This is a genomic window from Serratia sp. CY33525 (assembly GCF_052169115.1).
In the GTDB taxonomy this organism is placed as follows: Bacteria; Pseudomonadota; Gammaproteobacteria; order Enterobacterales; family Enterobacteriaceae; genus Serratia; species Serratia sarumanii.
On the sequence record NZ_JBJNLK010000007.1, the window covers coordinates 20,649 to 34,895 of the forward strand.

Consider the following 14,247-nt stretch of genomic DNA (forward strand, 5'->3'; position numbering starts at 1 on the left):
GTTCGCTTACGCCGTGATGCCGAGCTTATCGGCCAGCGCTTCGATCGCTTTCTCGAAGCAGCCGAGCGGCGCGCGCACCGTGCCGGCGCCAATTTGCCCGACCCCGGCTTCGCGGTGGGCGATGCCGGTGTTGATCAGCGGCGTGATGCCGGTTTCCACCACCCGCCGCGCATCCAGCCCCAGGCAGGCGCCCTGGAAGTCCCAGGTCGGGATCTGCAGCATCATGTTGCGCTCGAGGTAGATCTCCGCCATTTCCTCGGAGATGTCGGTGGCGGCGCTCATGCCGCCGGAAGCTCCGACGAAGCGCGTCACGCCCGGTGCCGCGACCATCGCCGCGCCGCCAATGCCGAAGGTTTCGGTGATCGCGCTGTCGCCGATGTCCGGGTTGGCGTCCGCCTGGCTGAAGCCGGAGAAGAACAGCCCTTCCGGCGTATTGACGGGGGCGGTGAACCAACGATCGCCCATCCCGCTGATCTTGATACCGAAGTTCTTGCCGTTGCGGGTCATTACCGTGACGATGGTGCCCTGCTCAATCTCCGCTCCCGCATCCATCGCCGCCTTGCAGTAGGCCATCGCCAGATTGAGGAAGAACTGATCGGTGATGCTGAGGAACTGCATCACCTGCGCCAGCTCCGCCTTATCGCGCGGCAGCAGGCTAATCTCCGGCGCCAGCCTGCGCATCAGCAGCGCCGAGGCCGCGATATTGCGCTGGTGGAATTCGTCCCCCATGCTGATCGCCTGCGCCATCAGCGCGGTCAGATCGATCCCCTCCTCCAGCGTCGCCAGTACCGCTTTCAACACCGGGGCCAGCGAGTCGCGCATCCAGCGCAGGCGCTGCTGCACGTCCTCGCCGTAGGCGCCGAAGCGCATCACCTTGCCGATGCCTTCGTTCATGTTGCAGTAGGCGTAGTTGCCGTGAACGGTGTTCCTGACCACTACCATCGGCATGTGGGCCGAGGTGATGCCGCCCATCGGCCCCACCGCGCTCACGCTGTGGCACGGGATGAACTCGATCTCCCCCTGCTCCAGCAGCGCCAGCGCCTGCTGCTCATCCTGCGCCCAGCCTTCGAACAGGCAGGCGCCGATGCAGGCGCCGCGCACCGGGCCGCTCATCTCTTGCCAGGTGACCGGCGGGCCGGCGTGCAGCAGCTTGCGTCCTTCGGCCAGCTGCGGGATCAAACGGTGCGCCAGATCCACATCCTGCCAGTGCGGGCGCGCCTCGCGGATACGGGCGATAACGGCGGCGTTTGCTTGCTCAATCGTTGCGTACATAGCGGTTCCTTACTTTAATTTTTTCAAGATGTTGGCTAATCGTTGATCGCCACCGGCCACCGGCGCCCACTGGTAATGCACCACCGGAATGTCGCTGGTTTGCAGGTCATCGGCGAAGCTGCGCAGCCCGGCGTTGATCACCGCGACGCCGTCCAGCAAGGCCGGCCGTTCGCGTTCAGGTGCGGGTAAGACGGGGGTAATCAGCTGGTGCGCCAACGCGACCGCCGCCGGCAGCGACGGCATCACCGCGATGCCGGCCTCCTGCAGGGTGGCGATTTGCCGCGAGCGCTGCTGTGGATCCTGTTCGGTGCCGGTGACGGTGGCGATCGCCGCCAGCGGGTGGGCCGCGCCGCGCGCCGCGCGCACGTTGGCCACCTCGGCCGCCAGCGACGCCGCCGGATCGTCCTGAGCGCCGAAGCCGATCACCACGTCCAGCAGCAACACGCCGGTCTGCGGCTGCTGTGCCAGGCGGGCGATTTCTTGATTGCGGGCGGTCGGGTCAATCATCGGGTGCGGTCGCCCCTGGGTATAAAAGTCATCGCCCATGTCGATGATGCGATGGCCGTCGGCCATCAGCATGGCGCCGCGCGGGTGCTCGCTATCCACCGGCAGGGACAGTTTTTCCGCCAGCAGCATCGCGCATTCGGCCGCCAGCGTGCCGCCGGCGTACAGCCCGGCGATTTTGCCGCCGGGCACCGCGGGCTGTTGTGCCGCCTGTTGCTGCACGTAGCCCAGCACCGCCGCCAGCCGCGCCGCTTCATCCAGCGTGGCGGCGAACGTGATGTTGCCCTCCTGACGCACGGCGGACTGCGCGCCGAGGAACAGCGCCACTACCGGCTTACCGAGCGCTTTCATCTCGTCGATCACCCGCTGGCGCACCTCGGGCGCCGGCGGTTTGGACACGAACGCCAGCACCAGACTCTGCGGATCCGCCGCCAGCATGCGCAGCGCGCTGATGGCGCTGATGCCGCCGATCTCCGCCGTCAAATCTCGCCCGCCGAGGCCAATGGCGTGCGAGATGCCCTGGCCTGCCAGGGTAATTTGCGAAATCAGTTCCTGAATGCCGGTGCCGGAGGCGCCCACCACGCCGATAGATCCGGCGGGCGCCACATTGGCGAACGCCAGCGGCGCGCCGGCGATGCAGGCGGTGCCGCAGTCCGGCCCCATCACGATCAGCCCGCGTTCGCGCGCCTTGGTTTTCAGCGCCACTTCCTGCGCCACGCTGACGTTGTCGGAGAACATCATCACGTTGCAGCCGTCTTCCAGCGCGCTATCCGCCAGCTCCGCCGCGTATTCGCCGGCGATCGAGATCAGCGCCAGATTGGCGGCGGGCAGCTTCTGCCTGGCGGTGCGCCAGCTGCGCGCCCGCAGCAGTTTTTTGCCGCCCTGGCTGCCCTGCGCAATCGCCTTGAGCGCCGTCTCCAGCGCCGCGCCGATCTCCTCGGCGATCGTCTCGTCGGCGGACTCCGCCTTGATCGCCACGCAAATATCGTTCGGCGTCGCTTCGCTAAACTGCGGGTGCCAGAAACCGGTCACCTCCAATAAGGATTTATTGGCCGGTGTCCCCATCATGACGGATATTTCCTCGACCTTGGGAGATTCACTGAGTTTGCGGGAGATCAACATCAGGCTGACGGAATCCTGAAAGCTCCCCTTTTTAATAAAAGCATGGATCATGGTGATATCCTTAAGACAGCATTTAATAATATCGGCAATATTCCCGCACCGGCGGCACGGCGACGCATTGAATTCAGCGAAAAGGTTAATTATCAAGCTACAAATTAAAATCGTGCCCCGAGGTGAGTACGGTCACACTTTATCCATTGTTAGAAAAAATAACTTAATCACCTGAATATTAGTTAATCCAGAAGGGAAAAAGCATTTATAAAAAAACTTCTAACAATGGCGATTTAATTCAACGAATTTTTAATCCAATCGGATAAAACGCATCTGGATCACATTATTCCCCCCCGGTATTTATACATTACAACGCAGAGGCGAATTAAATAAACCGTAGTGATAAAAGGACTGTATATGAAGGTCTCTAAACAACAATTACATCAGCTTATCCAGCAAAAAATTCACGCCGCCGGCCTGAGCCAGGAACACGCCGGCATCGTCGCCGACGTGCTGGTTCATGCCGATGCGCGCGGCATTCATTCTCACGGCGCGGTCAGGGTCGAATACTATTCCGAACGCATCAGCAAAGGCGGCACCAATAATCACCCGCATTTCACCTTTGAGAAAACCGGCCCCTGCAGCGCCATTTTCGACGGCGACAACGGCGCCGGGCACGTGGCGGCCAAGCTGAGCATGGATCGCGCCATCGAGATGGCGAAAGAGAACGGCGTGGCGGTGGTGGGCGTGCGCCGCATCGGCCACAGTGGAGCGCTGTCCTACTTCGTGCAGCAGGCGGCGCGCGCCGGCATGGTCGGCATTTCGCTGTGCCAGTCCGATCCGATGGTGGTGCCGTACGGCGGCGCCGAGGTCTACTACGGCACCAACCCCATCGCCTTCTCCGCGCCGGGCGAAGGCGACGAGCTGATCACCTTCGATATGGCCACCACCGTGCAGGCCTGGGGCAAAGTGCTGGACGCCCGCTCGCGCAACGCCGCCATCCCCGACACCTGGGCGGTGGACGCCGAGGGCAAGCACACCACCGATCCGTTCGCCGTCAGCGGGCTGCTGCCGATCGCCGGGCCGAAAGGCTACGGCCTGATGATGATGGTCGACGTGCTGTCGGGCATTTTGCTCGGCCTGCCGTTCGGCAAACACGTCAGCTCGATGTATCACGATCTCAGCGCCGGCCGGGAATTGGGCCAATTGCATATTGTCCTGAATCCGGGTTATTTCACCAACGAATCGGCGTTCCGTAAAAATATCAGCCAGGTCATGAAAGAGTTGAATGCCGTTAAGCCGGCGCCGGGCGTCAGCAAAGTGCTTTACCCGGGGCAGAACAGCCATGCGCGTGAAATGGAAAGCGAGAAAAACGGTATCGAAATCGTCGACGACATTTATCAATACTTAATTTCAAATGCTATTTACCAGCGTTCTTACGACCATAAAGATCCCTTCGCCAGTTAACGCTCTCTTATTATCGTGGGCTTTTTACGCCGCGGCTCGCGGTTGATATTTCTGAGCCGGGGAGAAAAAAGAAAACCTTCATCAGCGCGCTCAGCGCAATAGGTCGGCCGGCGGCGAATAGCCTCCGCCCTGGCCGCATCGCCGCTGAGACACAACATGCGGGCAGGTAAACATGAAAGACTTCCAACAAGAAATCCGTGATATTTCCGGCTGGTTATCGAAAATCGGCGCCGACCCCAGCGGCGGCATGACGCGTCTGCTTTATACCCCGGAATGGATCGAAGCGCAGCACGCGCTGAAAACCACCTTCGAGGCCGCCGGGCTGAGCACCCATTTTGATGCGGTCGGCAACCTGTTCGGCCGACTGGAGGGCAGCAAATACCCCGACCAGGTGATTCTCTCCGGTTCGCACATCGACACGGTGGTCAACGGCGGCAACCTCGACGGCCAGTTCGGTATCGAAGCCGCCTTCATGGCGATCAAACACCTCAAAGACACCTACGGCCCGCCGCTGCGCAGCCTGGAAGTCATCGCGCTGGCGGAAGAAGAAGGCAGCCGCTTCCCTTATGTGTTCTGGGGCAGCAAGAACATCGTCGGCCTGGCCCGGCGGGAAGACGTGCAGCACATTACGGACGCCAAGGGCGTCGGCTTCGTCAACGCCATGCACGACGCCGGTTTCGATTTCCCTCCGCCGCATCAGCCGCTGCGCAGCGACATCGCGGCCTTCGTCGAGATCCATATCGAACAGGGCAAGGTGCTGGAAACCGAAGGCAAAACCATCGGCGTGGTGACCAGCATCGTCGGCCAACGGCGTTATGACGTGCGGCTGCAGGGCGAAGCCAACCACGCCGGCACCACCCCGATGAGCTACCGCCGGGATACCGTGCACGCCTTCAGCCGCATCTGCTGCGAATCGATCGCCAAGGCGCGCGCCGAGGGCGACCCGCTGGTGCTGACCTTCGGCAAGGTGGAGCCGAAGCCGAACACCGTCAACGTGGTGCCGGGCTTCACCCACTTCACCCTCGACTGCCGCCACACCGATCAGGCCGCGCTGCTGCGCTTCACGCAGGAGATCGAGCAGGATATCCAGCGCATCTGCGCCGAGATGGGCATCGAGGCCGAGATCGATCTGTGGATGGACGAAGCGCCGATCCCGATGAACGAACAGCTGGTGGCCTGCGTCAGCCGCCTGTGCGAAACGCAGCGGCTGAATTACCGCATGATGCACAGCGGCGCCGGACACGACTCGCAAATCTTCGCCCCGCGCGTGCCGACGGTGATGATGTTCGTGCCGAGCATCGCCGGCATCAGCCATAACCCGGCGGAAAAAACCGCCGTCGCCGATTTGAACGAAGGGGTGAAAATCCTGGCGCAGACGCTGTATCAGCTGGCCTACACCGAACAGGGGGCCGAGGCATGAGCAACGACATCGACCCGCGCTACTGGAAAAAGATCGTCGTCGTGCTCTGTCTGGGCTGGGCGGTGATCTGGATCTATCGCACCGTCCTGACGCCGATCTTCCCCGAGATCCAACAAACCATCGGCGCGCACTCCAATGCGGAAATGGGGCTGATCGCCAGCTTCTACTTCTTCGCCTACACCGGGATGCAGATCCCGGCGGGCATCCTGGTGGACAAATTCGGCAAGAAGGTGGTGCTGATCCCGGGCTTCTGCCTGTTCATCATCGCCACGCTGCTGATCGGCAACGCCACCAGCCTGACCATGGTCTATGCCGGCAGCCTGCTGGCGGGCATGGGCTGCGGCTCTTATTACGGCTCGGCCTACTCTCTGTCGTCGGAGAATATCCCGCTGGAACGCCGTGGCCTGGCGACCGCGGTGATCAACAGCGGCTCGGCGCTCGGCATGGCCATCGGCCTGATCGCCTCCAGCCTGCTGGTGAAAAGCTTCAACATGAACTGGCAGATCATGCTGTTCATCATCACCGGCCTGCTGGTAGTGATGACGCTGGTGTTCGCCGTGGTCATCAAAGGCTCGCAGCCTCAAGCCGCGGCGGCCGTCAGCCAGACCGTTGCGCCGACGGCTGCCGAGCCCGAGGAGGACGGCCAGCCCAGCGGCCTGTTCAGCCTGCGCATGATCTCCGCCTACGCGATGTACTTCGCCACCTGCTACGGCTACTACATGATAGTCACCTGGCTGCCCTCGTTCCTGCAGCAAGAGCGCGGCTTTGAAGGGGTGGCCATCGGCTTCTCCTCCGCCCTGGTGGCGTTCGCCTCGGTGCCGGGCGCGCTGTTCTTCAGCCGCATGTCCGACCGTTTCCGCAACAAGAAGGTGCAGCTGATCATTTTCCTCGAGCTGTGCGCGGCGGTGATGCTGGTTTGCACCGTCATTTCGCCGGACTCCACCATGCTGCTGATCAGCCTGATCCTGTACGGGTTGCTGGGCAAGCTGGCGGTCGATCCGATCATGATCTCCTTCGTCGCCGACAACGCGCCGAAGAAAGGCTATGGCACCAGCTTCGGCGTGTTCAACTTCTTCGGCATGTCCTCGTCGGTGATCGCCCCCTTCCTGACCGGCGTGATCTCCGACAGCACCGGCTCCAAGGTGATGGGGTTTTACATCTCCGCCGCCATCCTGCTGGTGGGCACCGCCATTTTCTTCACCGTCAACGTCTTGATGAAACGCACTACGCCAACCCGAACGGCCACCGAGGCCTGACGGCGCTTTTTTACCGGGCGCCGCCGCGGCGCCCTTTCAACGATCAGGAGAATCAACGTGGGTTACTTCAACAATCAAACCGGATATCCAACCGACATTCTGTCAACGCGCGCCATCATCAAACGCGGCAACTATGCGCTGATCCCGCCGAACGGCCTGGTGCGCAACGTCATTCCCGGTTTTGAAAACTGCGACGTCACCATCTTGTCGACGCCGAAACTGGGCGCCACCTTCGTCGATTATCTGGTAACGCTGCACGACTGCGGCCGCAACACCAAAGGCTTTGGCGGCGAAGAGATCGAAACCTTCGTGTACGTCATCGACGGCGCCATCACCGCTTCCGCCGACGCCACCGACTACCCGCTGACCGCCGGCGGCTATCTTTACTGCCCGGCGGGCGTCACCCTGCGGCTGGAAAACGCCAACGGCGGCCAATCCAGCCGCCTGTTCCTCTACAAGCGCCGCTACCAGCGCATCAAGGGTTACGAGGCGCACGTGGTCAGCAACAACGTCGCCAACCTGGAAAAGATCCACTACGAAGGCATGAGCGAGGTGATCCTGCAGGATCTGCTGCCGAAAGATCTGGGCTTCGACATGAATATGCACATCCTCTCCTTCGCCCCCGGCGCCAGCCACGGCTACATCGAGACCCACGTGCAGGAGCATGGCGCCTACATTCTCAGCGGCGCCGGTGTGTACAACCTGGACAATGAATGGATGCCGGTGAAACAAGGCGACTATATCTTCATGGGTGCCTATGTGCAGCAGGCAGGCTATGCGGTGGGCCAGGAAACCTTCAGCTACATCTACTCCAAGGACTGCAACCGCGACGTCGAGCCGTAAGCGCTTCGCCGCCAAAACCAAGGCCACCTGCTCGCGCAGCGTGGCCTTCTTTTTTATCCCAATCGCCGGCCGATGCGCATCGCGCGGGCGACGTTGGCGGCGCTGCGCTGCAGGTTGAGCTCCCCTTGCGACAGCGCGATCTCCAGCGCACTCAGGCGCGGCAGAATGCTGAACATCGCGTCTATTCCCTGCGCGTACAGCGCCTCCGCCCCTTCCTCCACCACGCCGGCCAGCGCGATGACCGGCAGGCCGCGCGCCCGCGCCAGACGGGCGACGCCGGACAGCGCCTTGCCGCCCAGCGTTTGGCTGTCGATGCGCCCTTCGCCGGTGATCAGCAGATCGGCCTCCGCCAGCGCCTGCTCCAGGCCCAGCGCCGCCATCACGATCTCGATGCCCGGCTTCAGCGTTGCGCCGAGAAACACCTGGCAGGCGATCCCCATGCCACCCGCCGCCCCGCCGCCGGCGACGTGCCGCACGTCGTGACCGGTGCTCTGGCGGATCACCTCGGCATACTGCGTCAGGCCCTGTTCCAACTGCGCCACCATCGCCGCCGTCGCCCCCTTCTGCGGCCCGAACACCGCCGCCGCGCCGCGCGGCCCCACCAACGGATTGTCTACGTCGCAGGCGACCTCGATCCGGCACTGCCGCAGGCGCGCATCCAGCGTACTGAGATCGATTCCGCTCAGCGTCGCCAGCTCGCCGCCGCCCCACGGCAGCGCCTTGCCGTCCGGGCGGTAGAAGCGCCCGCCCAGCGCCTGCACCATGCCGACGCCGCCATCCACCGTGGCGCTGCCGCCGATGCCGAGGATCAGGTGGCGAATGCCCTGATCCAACGCATGCCGGATCAGTTCGCCGGTGCCGTAGCTGGTCGCCAGCAGCGGGTTACGGCGCGCCGCCGGCGTCAACATCAATCCACTGGCCGCCGCCATTTCGATCACCGCCGTCTTGCCGTCGCCGCTGATGCCGTAAAACGCCGCCACCCGTTCCCCCAGCGGCCCCGTTGCGGCCACGCTCACTTTGCGCCCGCCGGTGGCGGCCACCAGCGCGTCCACCGTGCCTTCGCCGCCGTCGGCGATCGGCAGGCAGACGCACTCGGCATCGGGATAAACCTCGTGGAAGCCGCGCGCGATCGCCCGCGCCGCCCGTTCTGCGCTGACGCTTTCTTTAAATGAATCCGGTGCAATAACAATTTTCATGCTGCCTCCTTTATTCGAGACGAAATAAAAATGGCCATGCCTTCCCCCGCTGAAATAATCAGATGAGAAATGCATGGCGAAATAAAATAAAACTGTTGCCGACTATTTAATGAAGATGAAGGGAAGCGTTATTTATTGACCCATTTCGCCGGCACGCTGTAGGTTAATATCGCCCCCAGTATCATCATTGTCGACAAGACGCACATCGCCGCCAAATTGCTGTGGGTCAGCTGTTTGAAATAGCCGATGATATAAGGCGAAATAAAACCGCCGATGTTGGCGATGGAATTGATGAGCGCAATGCCCGCCGCGGCGCAGGTGCCGGTAAAGATGGCGTTCGGCAGGCTCCAGAACAGCGGCGACGGCACCAGGCTCGACGCCACCGCCACGCACAGCGCCGCCATCACCACGTGCTTGTTGTCCGGGAACAGGCCGATGAAGATCAGCGACACCGCGGCGATGCAGAACGGCACGATGATGTGCCAGCGCCGCTCGCGATGCTTGTCCGAACTGCGTGCGGCCACCAGCATCGCCACCACCGCCAGCATGTACGGCAGCATGGTCAGCAGGCCGATATCCATCACCGAGGTCACGCCGGTGTCGCGAATGATGGTCGGCACCCAAAACGCCAGCCCGCCCTGGCCCATCACGGTGCAGAAGCAAATCAGCCACATTTTGGTGAACGCGGACGATCTCAGCATGCTTTTCATCGTCCACTCCTGCCCGCCGGCGGCACCCTGGCGCGGCGCGCTCTGCGCCATATCCTCTTTGATCAGCGCCTTCTCCTGCGGGCTGAGCCACTTGGCGCTCTGATAGGTGTTATCCAGGAAACAGAAGATGACGATGGCGATCAGCAGCGCGCGCGGGCCGCTGATAAAGAACAGCCACTGCCAGCCGGAGAGATTCATCAGGCCGTTCATGTGCTCGATGATCCACCCGCACAGCGGGCCGCCGATGATGTTGCTGACCGGGATGCCGCACACGAACAGCGCGGTCATCTTGGCGCGCTGGCTGGACGGGAACCACAGCGTCAGATAGAGGATCACGCCGGGGTAGAAGCCGGCCTCCGCCAGCCCCAGCAGGAAACGCGCCAGATAGAATTGCCAGGGGTTGGTGATAAAGATGCTCAGCATCGAAATCGCCCCCCACACCACCATCAGCAGCGCGATGATCTTTCTGGCGCCGTAGCGGCTCAGCAGAATATTACTGGGTACCCCGGCGATGATATAGCCGATGAAAAACACCCCGGCGCCCAGCCCGTAAACGGCTTCGGCCATCGAGACATTGCCGTTCAGAATATCGGGCATCATTTGAAATTTCGAAAACGAAATGCCAACCCGATCGAGATAACCGACGATATAGCTCACTAATAAAATGGGCATAATGCGCCAGGCGATTTTTCGATATAAACGGTTTTTGTCAGGGGCGGTAAGAATATCTTTATCAATAACAGCATTATCGGTTGCCATATTCAGTGTCTCCTCGGTTGGCATCCTGCTTTTTACTTTTTATTGTGCTGAATCATTTTTTATTGGATTGGCGGGGACCCTCTTTATTTATCATAAAGAGGGCGTTATTAATGTCGAACATCTCTGATTCTAACGATAAGCCGGCGAATTAAATGCCGGGGGTACTCTTAGCCGGCCACCCGGTGGTTGCCCATGATCTCCAGCGCCCGCACCAGCGCGGAGTGATCCAGTTCGCCGTCGCCATTGGCGGCGCAGACGTTGAACAGCTCCTGGCAGGTGGCGGTATTCGGCAGGCTGAGCGCCAGCGCCTTCGCGCCCTGCAGCGCCAGATTAAGATCCTTCTGGTGCAGCGAGATGCGGAACCCTGGCGCGAACGCCCGCTTGATCATCCGCTCGCCGTGCACCTCGAGGATGCGCGACGAGGCGAAACCGCCCATCAGGGCTTCGCGCACCCGTGCCGGATCGGCGCCGGCGCGCGAGGCGAAGACCAGCGCCTCGGAGACCGCTTCGATGGTCAGCGCCACGATGATCTGGTTGGCGACCTTGCAGGTTTGCCCGTCGCCGTTGCCGCCGATCAGCGTGATGTTCTTGCCCATCAGCGCCAGCAGCGGCTGCACCCGTTCGAAGGTCGCTTCCTCGCCCCCCACCATGATGGTCAGCGTGCCCTGTTTGGCGCCCACTTCGCCGCCGGAAACCGGCGCGTCCAGGTACTGGGCGCCCAGCTGGTTGATGCGCTGCGCGAACCGCTTGGTCTCCAGCGGTGAAATGGAGCTCATGTCCACCACCACTTTGCCGTTCAGCTTGCCGGCGGCGCAGCCGCGTTCACCGAACAGCACCTCCTCCACCTGCGGCGTATCCGGCACCATGATGAAGATCACGTCCGCCTCATCCGCCACCTGCTGCGGATCGCCGCAGGCAATGGCCCCTTGCTGCAACAGCGCCGCCGGCACCTGATGCCGGGTGTGGGCGTAAAGCGTGTGCCCGCCCGCCAGCAGTTTTTCCGCCATCGGCGCGCCCATGATGCCCAGACCGATAAATCCCACTTTCATTTTCATCTCCTCAAGACAGGTATTTTTTAATCCATGACAGGCCGCTTTCCGTGGTGGTGAGCGGTTTGTATTCACAGCCGATCCAGCCGCGGTAACCCATGCGATCCAGCTGCGCGAAAATAAACTCGCAGTTGATTTCGCCGGTGCCCGGCTCGTGCCGCCCCGGGTTGTCGGCGACCTGAACGTGGTCGATCTTCGCCAGCAGGCGCTCAAGGGTCTGCGTCAGCTCTCCCTCCATGCGCTGCATGTGATAAAGGTCGTACTGCAGATACAGGTTGGGGCTGCCGATCGCTTCGATCAGTTCGATCGCCTGCCGGGAGGTTTGCAGGTAGAACTGCGGCATGTCGTAGCGGTTGATCGGCTCGATCAGCAGGCGGATATTCTGCCGCGCCAGGGTGTCGGCGGCGTAGCTCAGGTTCTCTTTCACCCGTTCGTCGGTGGTATGGCGGCCGACGGCGGGATCCGGATTGCCGATCAGGCAGTTGATGCGATCGCAGCCCAGCGCCTGCGCATACTCGATCGCGCGCCCGACGCCGTCGCGGAACTCCGCTTCGCGCCCCGGCAAGCAGGCGATGCCCCGTTCGCCCGCCGCCCAGTCGCCGGCCGGCAGGTTGAACAGCGCCTGGCTCAGGCGATGCGCCTCCAGTTCGCTGCGCAGCGCGGCGATCGGGTAGTCATAGGGGAACATGTATTCCACCGCGCTGAAGCCCTGCTCCTTCGCCCGGCGGAAGCGCTGCATAAAATCGACTTCGGTGAACAGCATGGACAGGTTGGCTGAAAATTTCGGCATGGTAAGGCTCCTCAACGGTAATCAAAGAAGTTGACCGAGGTCGGCGCGTCTTCCGGCGTTGCCGCCACCGGCTCGAACTCGTTGACGTTATCCAGCTCGGTGCCCATGGAAATATTGGTGACGCGCTCCAGGATGATTTCCACCACCACCGGCACCCGGTGCTGCTGCATCAGTTCCTGGGCCTGACGGAACGCCGGCGCGATCTCTTCCGGTTTGAACACCCGCAGCGCCTTGCAGCCCAGCCCTTCCGCCACCTTGACGTGATCGACGCCATACTCGCCAATCTCCGCGTTGTTGATGTTTTCAAACGACAGCTGCACGCAGTAATCCATATCGAACCCGCGCTGCGCCTGGCGGATCAGCCCCAGGTAGGCGTTGTTCACCAGCACGTGGATATAGGGCAGCTTGAACTGCGCGCCGACCGCCAGCTCTTCGATCATGAACTGGAAATCATAGTCGCCCGACAGCGCGACCACCTTGCGCTGCGGATCGGCGGCGCACACGCCCAGCGCCGCAGGCAGCGTCCAGCCCAGCGGGCCGGCCTGGCCGGCGTTGATCCAGTGACGCGGCTCGAAAACGTGCAGCATTTGCGCGGCGGCGATCTGCGACAGCCCGATGGTGGTGACGTAGCAGGCGTCGCGGCCGAAGGCACGGTTCATCTCTTCATACACCCGCTGCGGCTTGACCGGCACGTTGTCGAAGTGGGTCTTGCGCAGCAGCGTTTGCTTGCGCTGCAGACAGGCGGCGCACCAGGCGTCGCGATTCGGCAACTCGCCGCGCTCGAAGCGGCGCTTTGCCGTGTCCACCAGCATTTGCAGCGCGATGCGCGCGTCGGAAACGATGCCCAGATCCGGGCAGATCACCCGGCCAATCTGCGTCGGCTCGATATCGATGTGCACCACCTTGCGCCCGGCGGTGTACTTGTCCACCGAGCCGGTGTGGCGGTTGGCCCAGCGGTTGCCGATGCCGAACACCAGATCCGAATCCAGCAGGTTGGCGTTGCCGTAGCGATGCGAGGTTTGCAGGCCCGCCATGCCCGCCATCAGCGGGTGATCGTCCGGAATGGCGCCCCAGCCCATCAGCGTCGGGATCACCGGCACGTTGCAGATCTCCGCCAGCTGCTGCAGCAGATCCGCCGCGTCGGCGTTGTGAATGCCGCCGCCGGCGATGATCAGCGGTTTTTTCGCCGCGCACAGCAGATCCAGCGCTTTGTCGATCTGCGCCTGGGTGGCCGCCGGCTTATAGGCGGGCAGCGAAGAGTAGGTGTCCGGATCGAACTCGATCTCCGCCATCTGCACGTCGAAAGGCAGGTCGATCAGCACCGGGCCCGGCCGGCCGGAGCGCATCAGGTGGAACGCCTGCTGCAGCACACGCGGCACCAGCGCCGGCTCCTGCACGGTGACCGCCATCTTGGTCACCGGCTTGGCGATCGATTCGATGTCTACCGCCTGAAAATCTTCTTTGTGCAAACGCGCACGCGGCGCCTGGCCGGTGATGCACAGAATCGGGATCGAGTCGGCGGAGGCGGAGTAAAGGCCGGTGATCATGTCGGTGCCCGCCGGGCCGGAGGTGCCGATGCACACGCCGATGTTGCCGGCGGCGGCGCGGGTGTAGCCTTCCGCCATGTGCGAAGCTCCTTCCACGTGTCGCGCCAGGTAGTGTTTGATGCCGCCGTGCCGCCGCATCGCATCGTAGAACGGGTTGATCGCCGCGCCGGGCACGCCGAACGCGGTGGTGATCCCTTCTTTTTCCAGCACGTGCATTGCCGCGTCTACCGCTCGCATAATTGCCATGTGATGCTCTCCTCAATTTATTGGAAAATTTTTCCAACTTAAAATTACGCTCAAAAAAACCCGTTTGCTCATCAA

At 62.2% G+C, this 14,247-nt stretch carries 11 protein-coding genes; 4 read left to right on the top strand and 7 right to left on the bottom strand.

All coding sequences use genetic code 11. The features are described 5' to 3' along the window. Positions 1-6: 6 nt before the first annotated feature. Positions 7-1,272 (bottom strand): DUF1116 domain-containing protein, encoded by a 1,266-nt coding sequence (locus ACJ8IM_RS17135; RefSeq protein ID WP_015376903.1) that lies wholly within the window; start codon positions 1,270-1,272, stop codon positions 7-9. A gap of 9 nt (positions 1,273-1,281) precedes the next feature. Next, positions 1,282-2,949: an acyl-CoA synthetase FdrA gene (locus tag ACJ8IM_RS17140; RefSeq protein ID WP_033653225.1), complete on the bottom strand. Its 1,668-nt coding sequence runs from the start codon at positions 2,947-2,949 to the stop codon at positions 1,282-1,284. Between the two features lie 357 nt (positions 2,950-3,306). On the opposite strand from ACJ8IM_RS17140, the gene allD reads away from it, so the two are divergent. From allD to allE, 4 genes are all read left to right on the top strand, one after another. Beyond that, positions 3,307-4,356 (top strand): ureidoglycolate dehydrogenase, encoded by a 1,050-nt coding sequence (gene allD, locus ACJ8IM_RS17145; protein ID WP_015376901.1) that lies wholly within the window; start codon positions 3,307-3,309, stop codon positions 4,354-4,356. Between the two features lie 172 nt (positions 4,357-4,528). Next, positions 4,529-5,776, top strand: a complete 1,248-nt coding sequence (gene allC / locus ACJ8IM_RS17150) for an allantoate deiminase (RefSeq protein WP_033653226.1) — start codon at positions 4,529-4,531, stop codon at positions 5,774-5,776. Further along, on the top strand, positions 5,773-7,032 hold the full coding sequence (locus tag ACJ8IM_RS17155) for an MFS transporter (RefSeq protein ID WP_033653227.1): 1,260 nt from the start codon (positions 5,773-5,775) through the stop codon (positions 7,030-7,032). The genes allC and ACJ8IM_RS17155 overlap by 4 nt, the downstream gene beginning before the upstream one ends. Positions 7,033-7,089: 57 nt before the next feature. Continuing rightward, complete coding sequence (allE, locus tag ACJ8IM_RS17160; protein ID WP_033637377.1) at positions 7,090-7,875, top strand: (S)-ureidoglycine aminohydrolase; 786 nt, start codon at positions 7,090-7,092, stop codon at positions 7,873-7,875. 53 nt (positions 7,876-7,928) lie between these two features. Here the strand turns inward: allE and ACJ8IM_RS17165 are convergent, their stop codons facing one another. The 5 genes from ACJ8IM_RS17165 to gcl form a co-directional block, all read right to left on the bottom strand. Continuing rightward, a complete protein-coding gene (locus tag ACJ8IM_RS17165) occupies positions 7,929-9,071 on the bottom strand; it encodes a glycerate kinase (RefSeq protein ID WP_033653228.1) in 1,143 nt (380 codons plus the stop codon). Between the two features lie 128 nt (positions 9,072-9,199). Beyond that, a complete protein-coding gene (locus tag ACJ8IM_RS17170) occupies positions 9,200-10,453 on the bottom strand; it encodes an MFS transporter (RefSeq protein ID WP_223307168.1) in 1,254 nt (417 codons plus the stop codon). A gap of 254 nt (positions 10,454-10,707) precedes the next feature. Beyond that, on the bottom strand, positions 10,708-11,589 hold the full coding sequence (gene glxR / locus ACJ8IM_RS17175) for a 2-hydroxy-3-oxopropionate reductase (RefSeq protein WP_033653229.1): 882 nt from the start codon (positions 11,587-11,589) through the stop codon (positions 10,708-10,710). A gap of 10 nt (positions 11,590-11,599) precedes the next feature. After that, on the bottom strand, positions 11,600-12,379 hold the full coding sequence (gene hyi, locus ACJ8IM_RS17180; RefSeq protein ID WP_033653230.1) for a hydroxypyruvate isomerase: 780 nt from the start codon (positions 12,377-12,379) through the stop codon (positions 11,600-11,602). Positions 12,380-12,390: 11 nt separating this feature from the next. Further along, positions 12,391-14,172: a glyoxylate carboligase gene (gcl, locus tag ACJ8IM_RS17185; RefSeq protein WP_033637372.1), complete on the bottom strand. Its 1,782-nt coding sequence runs from the start codon at positions 14,170-14,172 to the stop codon at positions 12,391-12,393. Between the last annotated feature and the right edge of the window lie 75 nt (positions 14,173-14,247).

Bases quoted from the DNA above. Each gene is read 5' to 3' on its own strand.
- ACJ8IM_RS17135 (WP_015376903.1), bottom strand. From the start codon at position 1,272: ATGTACGCAACGATTGAGCAAGCAAACGCCGCCGTTATCGCCCGTATC.
- ACJ8IM_RS17140 (WP_033653225.1), bottom strand. From the start codon at position 2,949: ATGATCCATGCTTTTATTAAAAAGGGGAGCTTTCAGGATTCCGTCAGC.
- allD (WP_015376901.1), top strand. From the start codon at position 3,307: ATGAAGGTCTCTAAACAACAATTACATCAGCTTATCCAGCAAAAAATT.
- allC (WP_033653226.1), top strand. From the start codon at position 4,529: ATGAAAGACTTCCAACAAGAAATCCGTGATATTTCCGGCTGGTTATCG.
- ACJ8IM_RS17155 (WP_033653227.1), top strand. From the start codon at position 5,773: ATGAGCAACGACATCGACCCGCGCTACTGGAAAAAGATCGTCGTCGTG.
- ACJ8IM_RS17165 (WP_033653228.1), bottom strand. From the start codon at position 9,071: ATGAAAATTGTTATTGCACCGGATTCATTTAAAGAAAGCGTCAGCGCA.
- ACJ8IM_RS17170 (WP_223307168.1), bottom strand. From the start codon at position 10,453: ATGCCCATTTTATTAGTGAGCTATATCGTCGGTTATCTCGATCGGGTT.
- glxR (WP_033653229.1), bottom strand. From the start codon at position 11,589: ATGAAAGTGGGATTTATCGGTCTGGGCATCATGGGCGCGCCGATGGCG.
- hyi (WP_033653230.1), bottom strand. From the start codon at position 12,379: ATGCCGAAATTTTCAGCCAACCTGTCCATGCTGTTCACCGAAGTCGAT.
- gcl (WP_033637372.1), bottom strand. From the start codon at position 14,172: ATGGCAATTATGCGAGCGGTAGACGCGGCAATGCACGTGCTGGAAAAA.